The 12,395-nt window shown below is 67.2% G+C and carries 15 protein-coding genes; 10 read left to right on the plus strand and 5 right to left on the minus strand.

Annotated elements, in window-relative coordinates:
• The first annotated feature begins 7 nt into the window (after positions 1–7).
• The 9 genes from atpB (at position 8) to AC1DSA_RS14855 (ending at position 7,284) form a co-directional block, all read left to right on the plus strand.
• The gene (gene atpB, locus AC1DSA_RS14815; RefSeq protein ID WP_477890454.1) at positions 8–880 is read left to right on the plus strand and encodes a F0F1 ATP synthase subunit A; all 873 of its coding nucleotides are present in this window, start codon (positions 8–10) and stop codon (positions 878–880) included.
• A gap of 170 nt (positions 881–1,050) precedes the next feature.
• Positions 1,051–1,314, plus strand: a complete 264-nt coding sequence (atpE, locus tag AC1DSA_RS14820) for a F0F1 ATP synthase subunit C (protein WP_112189215.1) — start codon at positions 1,051–1,053, stop codon at positions 1,312–1,314.
• Between the two features lie 64 nt (positions 1,315–1,378).
• Positions 1,379–1,852 carry a F0F1 ATP synthase subunit B gene (locus AC1DSA_RS14825; RefSeq protein ID WP_477890455.1) on the plus strand — a complete coding sequence of 158 codons (474 nt, stop codon included), beginning with the start codon at positions 1,379–1,381 and terminating at the stop codon, positions 1,850–1,852.
• A gap of 12 nt (positions 1,853–1,864) precedes the next feature.
• Complete coding sequence (locus tag AC1DSA_RS14830) at positions 1,865–2,395, plus strand: F0F1 ATP synthase subunit delta (protein ID WP_477890456.1); 531 nt, start codon at positions 1,865–1,867, stop codon at positions 2,393–2,395.
• Between the two features lie 26 nt (positions 2,396–2,421).
• Positions 2,422–3,975 carry a F0F1 ATP synthase subunit alpha gene (gene atpA / locus AC1DSA_RS14835; RefSeq protein WP_477890457.1) on the plus strand — a complete coding sequence of 518 codons (1,554 nt, stop codon included), beginning with the start codon at positions 2,422–2,424 and terminating at the stop codon, positions 3,973–3,975.
• A gap of 24 nt (positions 3,976–3,999) precedes the next feature.
• Positions 4,000–4,878 (plus strand): F0F1 ATP synthase subunit gamma, encoded by an 879-nt coding sequence (gene atpG / locus AC1DSA_RS14840; protein ID WP_477890459.1) that lies wholly within the window; start codon positions 4,000–4,002, stop codon positions 4,876–4,878.
• Positions 4,879–4,894: 16 nt separating this feature from the next.
• Positions 4,895–6,304 carry a F0F1 ATP synthase subunit beta gene (atpD, locus tag AC1DSA_RS14845; protein WP_477890461.1) on the plus strand — a complete coding sequence of 470 codons (1,410 nt, stop codon included), beginning with the start codon at positions 4,895–4,897 and terminating at the stop codon, positions 6,302–6,304.
• 3 nt (positions 6,305–6,307) lie between these two features.
• Entirely contained in the window at positions 6,308–6,736 is a 429-nt protein-coding gene (locus tag AC1DSA_RS14850) for a F0F1 ATP synthase subunit epsilon (RefSeq protein WP_477890463.1), read from the plus strand.
• Between the two features lie 119 nt (positions 6,737–6,855).
• A complete protein-coding gene (locus tag AC1DSA_RS14855) occupies positions 6,856–7,284 on the plus strand; it encodes a F0F1 ATP synthase subunit epsilon (protein ID WP_477890465.1) in 429 nt (142 codons plus the stop codon).
• A gap of 64 nt (positions 7,285–7,348) precedes the next feature.
• On the opposite strand, the gene AC1DSA_RS14860 is transcribed toward AC1DSA_RS14855, so the two are convergent.
• Complete coding sequence (locus AC1DSA_RS14860) at positions 7,349–8,242, minus strand: NAD(P)H-hydrate dehydratase (protein ID WP_477890467.1); 894 nt, start codon at positions 8,240–8,242, stop codon at positions 7,349–7,351.
• Entirely contained in the window at positions 8,239–9,000 is a 762-nt protein-coding gene (locus AC1DSA_RS14865; protein WP_477890469.1) for a histidine phosphatase family protein, read from the minus strand. The genes AC1DSA_RS14860 and AC1DSA_RS14865 overlap by 4 nt, the downstream gene beginning before the upstream one ends.
• Positions 9,001–9,199: 199 nt before the next feature.
• On the opposite strand from AC1DSA_RS14865, the gene AC1DSA_RS14870 reads away from it, so the two are divergent.
• A complete protein-coding gene (locus AC1DSA_RS14870; protein ID WP_477890471.1) occupies positions 9,200–10,297 on the plus strand; it encodes an ABC transporter substrate-binding protein in 1,098 nt (365 codons plus the stop codon).
• Positions 10,298–10,300: 3 nt separating this feature from the next.
• Here AC1DSA_RS14870 and AC1DSA_RS14875 read toward each other — a convergent pair whose 3' ends face one another.
• From AC1DSA_RS14875 to AC1DSA_RS14885, 3 genes are read right to left on the minus strand one after another with little or no spacing between them, the layout of a single operon-like run.
• Positions 10,301–10,810: a TPM domain-containing protein gene (locus tag AC1DSA_RS14875; protein ID WP_477890473.1), complete on the minus strand. Its 510-nt coding sequence runs from the start codon at positions 10,808–10,810 to the stop codon at positions 10,301–10,303.
• Positions 10,810–11,712, minus strand: coding sequence for a TPM domain-containing protein (locus AC1DSA_RS14880; protein WP_477890475.1), 903 nt, complete (start codon positions 11,710–11,712; stop codon positions 10,810–10,812). Before AC1DSA_RS14880 ends, AC1DSA_RS14875 begins: the two co-directional genes overlap by 1 nt.
• 4 nt (positions 11,713–11,716) lie before the next feature.
• Entirely contained in the window at positions 11,717–12,364 is a 648-nt protein-coding gene (locus AC1DSA_RS14885) for a LemA family protein (protein WP_477890477.1), read from the minus strand.
• Positions 12,365–12,395 lie beyond the last annotated feature (31 nt).

Genomic DNA, 12,395 nt, shown 5'->3' on the forward strand with positions numbered 1-12,395 from the left:
AAGAAACATGGCTGCTGAAAGCACTGCCGCGGGGCACGGTCCGACCGCGGGTGAATACATCGTCCACCACCTGACGTTCTGGCAGAACAAGAAGCCTGCCAACGTCGTCGATTTCTCCGTCTTCAACTGGGACTCGCTGTTCTGGGCGATCCTGCTGGGCGTGCTCACCTGCTTCTTCCTGTGGAAGGCGGCGCGCACCGCGACCTCCGGGGTGCCGGGGCGCTTCCAGGCGGCGGTGGAGATCCTGGTGGAGATGGTCGACGCCCAGGCCAAGGGCATCGTGCACAACGCGACCAGCCGCAAGTTCGTGGCGCCGCTCGCGCTGACCGTGTTCATCTGGATCTTCGTGATGAACGCGATGGACCTGTTCCCGGTCGACCTCTTCCCCTACCTCTGGCAGAAGATCTTCGGCGCGGCGGGCCATGACCCCGAGCACGCCTACATGCGCGTCGTGCCGACCGCCGACCTGTCCATCACCATGGGCCTGTCGCTGTCCGTGCTGCTGGTCTGCCTGATCTACAACATCAAGATCAAGGGCTTGGGCGGCTGGGTGCACGAGCTGTTCACCGCGCCCTTCGGAAGCCACCCGCTGCTGTGGCCGTTCAACTTCCTGATGCAGATCATCGAGTTCGTCGCCAAGACCGTGTCGCACGGCATGCGGTTGTTCGGCAACATGTACGCCGGAGAACTGATCTTCCTGCTGATCGCCCTGATGGGCGGCGCCTTCTCGCTGAACGCCACCGGCATCGGCCTGGCCATCGGCCACATCATCGCGGGCTCGGCCTGGGCGATCTTCCACATCCTGATCATCACCCTGCAGGCCTTCGTGTTCATGATGCTGACACTCGTGTACGTCGGCCAGGCCCACGACGCGCATTGACATGGCCCACCCCCGAAGCGCCTGCGGCGCCTCGCCCTCAAGGGGGCGCCACCAGCGGCCCGGCAAAGCCGGTTCCGCGGTGGCAGGCGACCCAGGTCATCCGGTCAGCTAGAAGTTCTTTTTCCGTTTTCTTCTTTTCTCGTCAACCACCAAAGTCCCTAGGAGCAATCATGGAAGTTATCAGCTTTGTCGCCCTGGCCGCCGGCCTGATCATCGGTCTGGGTGCCATCGGCGCCTGCATCGGCATCGGCATCATGGGCAGCAAGTACCTCGAATCGGCTGCCCGCCAGCCCGAGCTGATGAACGAACTGCAGACCAAGATGTTCCTGCTGGCCGGCCTGATCGACGCCGCGTTCATCATCGGCACCGGCATCGCGCTGTGGTTCGCCACCGCCAACCCGTTCCTGGGCCAGATCGCCAACCTGCCGAAGTAAGAAGTCCCATCCTTTCGCCAACCCATTTCCTGGCGCGCACCGCACCGGGAGCAAGGATGAACAAGTGAGCATCACCGGCACCCTCATCATTCAGGTGATCGTGTTCCTGATCCTGGTCGGGTTCACGATGAAGTTCGTGTGGCCGCCGATCGCCGCGGCGCTCGACGAGCGCGCCCGCAAGATCGCGGAAGGCCTGGCCGCTGCCGACAAGGCGAAGTCCGAACTCGCCGCCGCCGACCGTCGCGTGGAACAGGAACTGGCCAAGTCGCGCACCGAGACCGCCGCCCTGCTGGCCGACGCCGAGCGCCGCGCCCAGGGGATCGTCGAGGAGGCCAAGGGCCGCGCGACCGAAGAGGCGAACAAGATCATCGCCGCCGCCCGAGCCGAAGCCGAGCAGCAGACCGTGAAGGCCCGTGAAGCCCTGCGCGAGCAGGTCGCCGCGCTGGCCGTCAAGGGCGCCGAGCAGATCCTCCGCAAGGAAGTGAATCCCGGCGTGCACGCCGAGCTGCTCAACCGCCTGCAGACCGAGCTGCAATAAGGAACGAAGGCCATGGCTGAACTCGCCACCATCGCCCGCCCGTACGCCGAGGCGCTGTTCCAGTCGTCCAAGAACGACCTGAACGGCACCACGCAGTGGCTGGACGCGCTCGCCGCAGTGGCGGGCAATCCCCAGCTGCTTCAGTACGCAGGCAACCCCAAGGTGGACAAGCGCCAGGTGTTCGACCTCGTCTCCGAGGTCGCTCGCGTGCAGCTGCCGCCGGCGGGCCAGAACTTCCTGCGCACCGTCATCGACAACGGCCGCCTCGTGGCCCTGCCCGAAGTGGCCCAGCAGTTCCGCGAGATGAAGAACGCGCTGGGGGGCACTTCGGATGCCGTGGTCTACAGCGCCTTCCCCATCGCCGCCGACCAGCTCGGCGGTGTGGCCCAGGCACTCGAGAAGCGGTTTGGCCGTAAGCTCAATCTCACCGTGCAGGAAGATCCGTCCCTCATCGGCGGCATCCGCGTGGTGGTGGGCGACGAGGTGCTGGACACCTCGGTGAAGGCCCGCCTGGAACAAATGAAAGTCGCGCTGACGGCTTGATGCCGCAGCCTCCAAAGGACAGAGTCATGCAGCTCAATCCCGCTGAAATTTCCGAACTGATCAAGAGCCGGATCGAAGGCCTGGCCGCCAGCGCCGACATCCGCAACCAGGGCACCGTGCTGTCCGTGACCGACGGCATCGTCCGCGTGCACGGCCTGTCCGACGCCATGGCCGGCGAAATGCTGGAGTTCCCGTCCACCGCCGACGGCACCCCCACGTTCGGCCTGGCCCTGAACCTCGAGCGCGACTCCGTCGGCGCTGTGATCCTGGGCGAATACGAGCACATCTCCGAAGGCGACACCGTCAAGTGCACGGGCCGCATTCTCGAAGTGCCCGTCGGCCCCGAACTGATCGGCCGCGTGGTGAATGCCCTGGGCCAGCCGATCGACGGCAAGGGCCCGATCAACGCCCGCATGACGGACGTGATCGAGAAGGTCGCCCCGGGCGTGATCGCCCGCAAGTCGGTCGACCAGCCGGTGCAGACCGGCCTGAAGGCCATCGACTCCATGGTGCCGATCGGCCGGGGCCAGCGCGAACTGATCATCGGCGACCGCCAGACCGGCAAGTCCGCCGTCGCGGTCGACACGATCATCAACCAGAAGGGTCAGAACATGACCTGCGTGTACGTCGCCATCGGGCAGAAGGCGTCCACGATCAAGAACATCGTGCGCGCGCTGGAGCAGCACGGCGCGATGGAATACACCATCGTCGTCGCCGCTTCCGCGTCCGAGTCCGCCGCCATGCAGTACGTTTCCGCGTACTCCGGCTGCACGATGGGCGAGTACTTCCGCGACCGCGGCCAGGACGCGCTGATCATCTATGACGACCTGTCCAAGCAGGCCGTCGCCTACCGCCAGGTCTCGCTGCTGCTGCGCCGCCCCCCGGGCCGCGAAGCGTATCCCGGCGACGTGTTCTATCTCCACAGCCGCCTGCTGGAGCGCGCCGCGCGCGTGAACGAGCACTACGTCGAGCAGTTCACCAAGGGTGAAGTCAAGGGCAAGACCGGTTCGCTGACCGCGCTCCCCATCATCGAGACGCAGGCCGGCGACGTGTCCGCGTTCGTGCCGACCAACGTGATCTCGATCACCGACGGCCAGATCTTCCTGGAAACCAACCTGTTCAACGCCGGCATCCGTCCCGCCATCAACGCGGGTATCTCGGTGTCGCGCGTCGGCGGTGCCGCCCAGACCAAGCTGATCAAGTCGCTGTCCGGCGGTATCCGTACCGACCTGGCGCAGTACCGTGAACTGGCCGCCTTCGCGCAGTTCGCATCCGACCTCGACGCGGCCACGCGCAAGCAGCTGGACCGCGGCGCGCGCGTGACGGAACTGCTCAAGCAGCCCCAGTACAGCCCGCTGCCCATCTCGCTGATGGCCGCTTCGCTGTTCGCGGTGAACAAGGGCTACTTCGACGACCTCGACGTCAAGCGCGTCCTGGCCTTCGAAAGCGGCCTGCACGGCTGGCTGAAGGACAAGCACGCTGGTCTGCTGACCAAGCTGGAAAACGACCGGGCGATGGACAAGGACGCCGAAGGCCAGCTCACCGCTGCCATCGAAGCGTTCAAGAAAACCTTCGCTTAAGCCAGCAACCCAAGGAAGACGGCAATGGCTGCAGGCAAGGAAATTCGCGGCAAGATCAAATCGGTGGAGAACACCAAGAAGATCACCAAGGCCATGGAAATGGTGGCCGCGAGCAAGATGCGCAAGGCGCAGGAGCGGATGCGTTCCGCCCGGCCTTACAGCGAGAAGGTTCGCAACATCGCCGCCAACCTCGGCAAGGCCAACCCGGAGTACACGCACGCGTTCATGAAGACGAACGACGTGAAGGCGGCGGGCATCATCGTGGTCTCCACCGACAAGGGACTGTGCGGCGGCCTCAATACCAACGTGCTGCGCGCGGTCACGCAGAAGCTGCGCGAACTGCAGGGCGCGGGTTCGGCGGTGCAGACCGTGGCCATCGGCAACAAGGGCCTGGGCTTCCTGAACCGCATCGGCGCACAGGTCGTGTCGCATGTCACCCAGCTGGGCGACACGCCGCACCTCGAGCGCCTGATCGGCCCGGTGAAGGTGCTGCTGGACCAGTACGCCGAGGGCAAGCTGAGCGCCGTGTACATCTCGTACACCCGCTTCATCAACACGATGCGCCAGGAACCGGTGGTGGAGCAGCTGCTGCCCCTGTCCGCAGCCAGGATGGAAGCGGAAGCCAAGGAAACGGGCGGCGAGCACGGCTGGGACTACATCTACGAGCCGGACGCGCAGACGGTGATCGACGAACTGCTGCTTCGCTACGTCGAGGCGCTGGTGTACCAGGCGGTGGCCGAGAACATGGCGTCCGAGCAGTCCGCGCGCATGGTGGCCATGAAGGCCGCCACCGACAACGCCGGCAACCTCATCGGCGAACTCAAGCTGGTCTACAACAAGACGCGCCAGGCCGCGATCACGAAGGAACTTTCGGAGATCGTGTCTGGGGCGGCGGCTGTTTAAATTTACGGGGCAACAAATGGCTCAAGTTCAAGGAAAAATCGTCCAGTGCATCGGCGCCGTCGTCGACGTCGAGTTCCCGCGCGAGCACATGCCGCGCGTGTACGACGCGCTGAAGATGGATGGCAGCGCGCTGACGCTGGAAGTGCAGCAGCAGCTGGGTGACGGCGTGGTGCGCACCATCGCGCTGGGTTCGTCCGACGGCCTGCGCCGCGGCTCGATGGTCTACAACACCGGCGCCGCCATCACCGTGCCCGTGGGCAAGGCCACGCTGGGCCGGATCATGGACGTGCTGGGCAACCCGATCGACGAGCGCGGTCCGGTCGACCAGACCCTGACCGCCCCGATCCACCGCAAGGCTCCTGCCTACGACGAACTGTCGCCGTCGCAGGAACTGCTGGAAACCGGCATCAAGGTGATCGACCTGATGTGCCCGTTCTCCAAGGGCGGCAAGGTCGGCCTGTTCGGCGGTGCCGGCGTCGGCAAGACCGTCAACATGATGGAGCTGATCAACAACATCGCCAAGGCGCACTCGGGCCTGTCGGTGTTCGCCGGCGTGGGTGAACGCACCCGCGAAGGCAACGACTTCTATCACGAGATGGCCGACTCCGGCGTCGTGAACCTGGACAACCTGGGCGAGTCGAAAGTGGCCATGGTGTACGGCCAGATGAACGAGCCCCCGGGCAACCGCCTGCGCGTGGCCCTGACCGGCCTGACCATCGCCGAATCCTTCCGCGACGAAGGCCGCGACGTGCTGTTCTTCGTGGACAACATCTATCGCTACACGCTGGCCGGCACCGAAGTGTCCGCGCTGCTGGGCCGGATGCCTTCCGCCGTGGGCTACCAGCCGACGCTGGCCGAGGAAATGGGCCGCCTGCAGGAACGGATCACGTCGACCAAGGTCGGATCGATCACTTCGATCCAGGCCGTGTACGTTCCCGCGGACGACCTGACCGACCCGTCGCCCGCCACCACCTTCGCCCACCTGGACGCCACCGTGGTGCTGTCGCGTGACATCGCCTCGCTGGGCATCTACCCGGCCATCGACCCGCTGGACTCCACCAGCCGCCAGGTCGACCCCAATGTGGTCGGCGAAGAGCACTACGACACCACCCGCTCGGTGCAGCAGACGCTGCAGCGCTACAAGGAACTGCGCGACATCATCGCCATCCTGGGCATGGACGAACTGGCGCCGGAAGACAAGCTGGCCGTGGCCCGCGCCCGCAAGATCCAGCGTTTCCTGTCGCAGCCCTTCCACGTGGCCGAAGTGTTCACCGGCTCGCCCGGCAAGTACGTGCCGCTGGCGGAGACCATCCGCGGCTTCAAGATGATCCTGGCCGGCGAGTGCGACCACATGCCCGAGCAGGCCTTCTACATGGTCGGCACCATCGACGAAGCCTTCGAGAAGGCCAAGAAGCTGGCGGCCTAAGCCATGGCAGAGACCACGCACACCATCCACGTCGACGTGGTGAGCGCCGAGGAGTCCATCTTCTCCGGCGAGGCGCGATTCGTCGCGCTGCCCGGTGAAGCCGGCGAACTCGGCATCTACCCGCGCCACACGCCGCTGATCACCCGGGTGAAGCCCGGCTCGGTGCGCATCGAGCGCGCCGATGGTGGCGAGGAATTCGTCTTCGTCGCCGGCGGCATCCTGGAAGTGCAGCCCAACCGCGTCACCGTCCTGTCCGACACCGCCATCCGCGGCAAGGACCTGGACGAGGAAAAGGCCAACGAGGCCCGCGCGGCCGCGGAAGAGGCCCTGAAGAACGCCAAGAGCGACATCGACATCGCGAAGGCGCAGTCGGAACTGGCCGTCATGGCGGCCCAGCTCGCTGCGCTGCAAAAGTACCGCCAGAAGAAGTAAAGTACCGGATAAGAACGCGCTAAAAACCAGCGCCCTAAGCCCCGTGCCGCAAGTCACGGGGCTTTTTTCTTGGCCGCGCGCGCGTGACGCCCGGCGCGCCATCGCGTACAAACGCGGGCATGACCGACCCCACGCACACCCTGCACGTCGACGTCGTGAGCGCGCACGAGTCCATCTACTCCGGGGAGGCGCGGTTCGTGGTCCTGCCCGGCGAGGCGGGTGAGCTCGGCATCTACCCGCGCCACACGCCGCTGATCACGCGGATCAGGCCCGGCTCGGTGCGCATCGAGAAGCCGGATGGAAGCGAGGAGTTCGTGTTCATCGCCGGCGGCATCCTCGAGGTGCAGCCGAACCGGGTGACCGTGCTGTCGGACACCGCCATCCGCGGCCAGGACCTGGACGAGGAGAAGGCCAACGAGGCGCGGGCGGCGGCCGAGGAGGCCTTGCGGAACGCGAAGAGCGAGATCGACCTCGCCCGGGCGCAATCGGAGCTGGCCGTGATGGCGGCCCAGCTTGCCGCATTGCGCAGGTTCCGCCAGAAGAAGTAGCCGCAAGCCGGAAGCGGCGGCCCGTGCAGGACAGGTTCGGCCGCTCAAGGGCCGCGCCGCGGCCCTAATCAGGCGCTTGCGGCGACAACGCCGCCATCGAGGCCGGCACCTGCGCCGCCAGTTCGCGCGCGAGGTAGCCGATGACCCCCATGCGGTCGGCCAGCGCCTGGCCGGCGCGTGCGTGCAGCGCCACGCCCCAGACTGCGGCTTGCTCGGCGGATGCGCCGCGTGCCGCCAGCCCGGCGATCAGGCCGGCCAGCACGTCGCCGGAGCCCGAAGTGCCGAGTCCCGGTGCGTGCGCGCTGTGGGACCACAGGCGCCGGTCGGGTGCCGCGATGCAGGTGGTCGGGCCCTTCATCACGACGGTGGCATTCCATGCGGCTGCCTGGCGCAGCGCGATGTCGCAGGGTTCGTCCTGCAGGTCTTCCTTGTCCCGGCCCGTCAGGTGCGCCATCTCGCCGGCGTGCGGCGTCAGCAGCACCGGCTGCTCGAAGCGGCGCACCGACAGCACGAGATCCATCGCCAGTGCATCGAGCAGCACGACGGCATCGCGGCACAGGGGCAGCAGCCGCTGCACGAAGGCGATCGTGGACTTGGCCCCGATCATCCCGGGGCCGACCAGCACGGCAGCGGTGTCGGCGGCGATCGCCTGCAGGTCCGCGAGCCCGGTGAAGGCCGGGCCGCCGTCGGACGCCTCCGGCAGGGCGATCACGCGCGCCTCCGGCACCGCGCCGGCCACGGTGAGCGCGGCCGACTGCGGCGTGGCGATCACCAGCTTGCCGGCACCGGCGCGCAGCGCAGCGGTGCCCGCGAGCACGGCGGCGCCCGGCATTTCGCGGCTGCCCGCCACCACGAGGACGCGGCCGCGGCGTTCCTTGTCACCGTCTTCCTCCGCTTCGGGCAGCGGCCAGGCGCGCAGCAGCGCGTCGTCCACCGTGTGCAGCACGGGACCGCTCATGGCTTGGGCGCGGCCTGGGCGTCGGGGGCGGCGGTGACAGGCGTGCCCGTCTCCACCAGGGGTGCGACAAAATTCACGAGTTCCGGCACCAGGCAGCGCGCCGCTGCATCCATGCGGTAGGCGGTGACCGCGCAATTAGGCACGTCGCCCATCTTGTCGATGGCGAGGATCTTCGCCTCGTCCAGGTCCTCGATGAGGTAGCGCATGCAGTTGACGATCACCTGATGCGCCACCACCAGCACGCGCTCGCCGCCGTGCTCACGCGCCATCATTTCGGTGAGGCTGCGCAGCCGCAGGATCACGTCGCACCAGCTCTCGCCGCCCGGGGGACGGAAGTAGAACTTTCCGACGTGCGCCCGCTGCTCGTCCAGCTCGGGATACTTCTGGCGGATGCCGTGGCGCGTCAGGCGATCCAGCAGGCCGAATTCCTTTTCGCGCAGGCGCTCGTCCACGCGCAGGCGCACTTCGTGGCCGTTGCGCAGGCCCGCCTGTTCCATCAGGAGCCGCGCCGTGTCGCGCGCGCGCACATAGGGCGAGCACACGACGACTTGCGGGCGCTCCCTGGCTGGCAACTGGCCGAACCACTGGCCGAGTGCGAGCGACTGCTGCACGCCCAGCTCGGACAGCGGTGTGTCGATGTCGCGGAACTCCACGTCGATCCACGCATGGCCGGCGGCCTCCGCGGCATCGCGCGCGACGTTGCCCGCGCTCTGCCCGTGGCGCGCGACCCAGAGAACTTGAGGCCAGGCTTGCTGCATCGAATTAAAATGACTGGATGGGTTCCACAGTGTTCTCGCAGGGCGCGGGCCGCGTTGTGGACGGAGCTTGTCGGACGCTGTAGGCCATTGGCTGCATAGCTCATCCGTTGCGCGGTGGTCACAAAGGGGGAGCCAGCGCGGCACAGGCAAGGTAACCTTCTGTCACAGCGTCCACAAGGGCGCGCCCGTGGGAGATTTCATGCGCATCCTCGCCTGCACGCTGCTGGTCGCAGCGGCCCCCGCCCTCGCCCAGGACATCGTGGTCGGGCAATCCGCGCCGCTGACCGGCGGCAATGCCGAACTCGGCAACGACATCCGCAACGGCGCGCTGGCGTACTTCAAGAAGGTCAACGACGCCGGCGGCCTGCCGCAGGGCAAGCTGAAACTGGTGACGCTCGACGACCGCAACGACACCAAGCAGTCGGCGGAGAACACGCAGAAGCTGGTGAATGAACAGAACGTGGTCGCGCTCTTCGGCTATGCGTCGTCGACGCTGAGCATCCCGGCGATGCCCACCGTGATGGAACACAAGGTACCGTTCTTCGCGCCCTTCACCGGCGCAGACACCATCCGCAAGCAGAACGAATACGTGTACACGGTGCGCGCGACCTACGAGGACGAGATCAACAAGATCATCAACTTCTGGGGCAACCTGGGTTCGACCAAGGTGACGGTGCTGCACTACGACGACACGGTGGGCAAGCAGAACTTCGACACCGTGGCCAAGGTCCTGACCAAGTTCAACCGCACCCCCGTGTCGGTGGCGATCAAGCGCAACGCGGAGATCACGGAAGCGAACTTCAAGGACGTGGTCGCCTCCGATCCCAACGTGCTGGTGGTGACGACGCTGTACGCGCCGGCGGCGCAGATGATCAAGAAGCTCAAGGCGGCGCACCGCGCGACCATGGTCACCAGCCTCTCCTTCGCCGGCGCCAGCCAGCTCGCCAAGGCGCTGGGGCCCGACGCCACCGGCGTGTCGGTGGCGATCACGGTGCCGCCGCCGCGCGCGCAGAGCGTGCCGGTGGTCAAGGAGTGCGGCGACGCCTGGCAGGCCTCCGGGCAGAAGGAGGCGATGTCGGTCACGGCGCTCGAGTCCTGCATCGCGGCCAAGGTCCTGGTCGAGGGGATGCGGCGTTCGGGCCGGGAGGTCACGCGTGCCTCGCTGCATCGCTCCCTCTCGGGGCTGGGCCGCTACGACGCGGGCGGCTACGTGGTGGACTTCAAGCCCAACTTCCGCCACGGCGGCAGCTACGTGGGCATGGCGCTGCTGCGCCCGAACGGCGAAGTGCGCGACTGAGCGTCAGCCGAGCACCGGCTCGTCCGGCAGCTCGTTGGGGTTCGCCGCACCGGCAGCCGCGGGAAAGTGCCGTACGAGCAGCGCGTCGACCGCCTGCACCGCCTGTTCCAGTCCTTCCTGGTAGCGCCCGGCGCGGAAGGCCTCGCCCATGCCCCGCACGATCTGCTGCCATTGCGCAGCATCCACTTGATCGCTCAGGCCGCGGTCGGCCACGATCTCGATCGCATGCTCGGCCAGCAGCAGGTAGATCAGCACTCCGTTGTTCTGAGCGGTGTCCCACACGCCCAGCTTGCCGAACATGGCGATCGCACGCTCCCGGGCCGTGGCGCCGCGCCACAGGTAGCTCATGGGAAGCCCCGCCTCGACGTAGATGCGGATCTCGCCGGTGTGCCGCCGCTCGCTGTCGGCGACCTGCGCGGCCAGCCGCTCCAGGGTTGCCGGCGGAATCGCGCGGCGGGTGTCCGCCTCGTCGTGCCAGCGATGCTTCAGGATGCGTTGCAGCCGGTTGCCCATCACCAGTCTCCCGAGGCGCCGCCGCCGCCGAAATCGCCGCCGCCGCCGGAGCCGAAACCACCGCCGCCACCCCAGCCGCCGCCTCCTCCTCCGCCACCGCCGCCCCACCCGCCGCCGGGAAAGATGATGGGCCCATGGCCGCCGCGACGGCCGCCGAAGGGACCGCCGCCGGACAGCAGCGAGAACAGCAGGCCGGCCACGCCGGCGATCGCCGCGATCACCAGGCTGGAGGTGAACAGCAGGGCGAGCACGCCGATGCCGCCGCCGGTTGCGACCGATCCCAGCTTGCGGCCCAGGATGCCGCGCAACACGCCGCCGACGATGGGCACCGCGAAGAACAGCAGGATCGCAAGGTTGAAGAAATCGAAGCCCTCGCCGCCGCCCCGCTGCTGCGACGCCGGCTGCTTCGGGGCGGGGAGTGCCTCGCCACTGATGCGTGCGATCAGCTGGTCCACGCCGGCCTGCAGGCCGCCCGCGAAGTCGCCCTGGCGGAACTTCGGCGTGATCGCGTCGTCGATGATCATCTTCGCCGCCAGGTCGGGGACAGCGCCTTCCAGTGTCTTGGCGACCTCGATGCGCACCTTGCGATCGTCCTTGGCGACGACGACGAGGATCCCGTCGCCGACCTCCTTGCGGCCGATCTTCCAGGTGTTGCCGACGCGGTTGCCGTAGCTGGCGATGTCCTCCGGCTGGGTGGTGGGCACCACCAGCACGACGATCTGCGTGCCCTTCTTCTGCTCGAAGGCGGCCAGCTTCTCCTCCAGCCCCTTGCGCTGGATCGCGTCCAGCGTGCCGGTCTGGTCGATGACGCGCGCGGTGAGCTCGGGAACGGGCAGCACGCCCTGCGCCGCCGCCTGCCCGAGGGCGAGCAGCGCCAGGACGAAGGCCAGCAGCCGTTTCAACGGGTCAGCGCGTCAGCGTGGTGCTGGCGGGAGCGGAAGGGGACGGCGCAACCGGTGCGGGGGCCGCGGGCTTGCCGAATTCCACCGTCGGCGGGACCGAGATCTGGGCCTCGTTCTGCACGGTGAAGCTCGCCTTGGGCTTGTAGCCGAAGACCATCGCCGTCAGGTTGGTCGGGAAGCTGCGCGACAGCACGTTGTACTGCTGCACCGCCTGGATGTAGCGGTTGCGGGCGACGGTGATGCGGTTCTCGGTGCCCTCCAGTGCCACGCGGAGGTCGCGGAAGCCCTGGCTGGCCTGCAGCGTGGGATAGCGCTCGCTGACCACCAGCAGCCGCGACAGCGCGCTGGAGAGTTCGCCCTGCGCCTGCTGGAACTTCTGGAAGGCCTCGGGGTTGTTGAGCGTCTCGGGCGTGACCTGCACGGCGGTGGCCCTCGCGCGCGCCTCAATCACCTTGGTCAGGGTCTCCTGCTCGAAGTTCGCTTCCCCCTTGACCGTGGCCACCAGGTTGGGAACCAGGTCGGCGCGTCGCTGGTACTGGTTCAGGACCTCGCTCCAGGCGGACTTGGTCTGTTCGTCCAGCTGCTGGAACTGGTTGTATCCACAACCGGTCAGCATCGAAAGCAAGGCGAGGATCAGCAGCCACTTCTTCATGTCGGTTCCTTGTCTCGGCGAGAGTCAGCGA

The organism is Ramlibacter sp. P4_H7 (assembly GCF_056400765.1).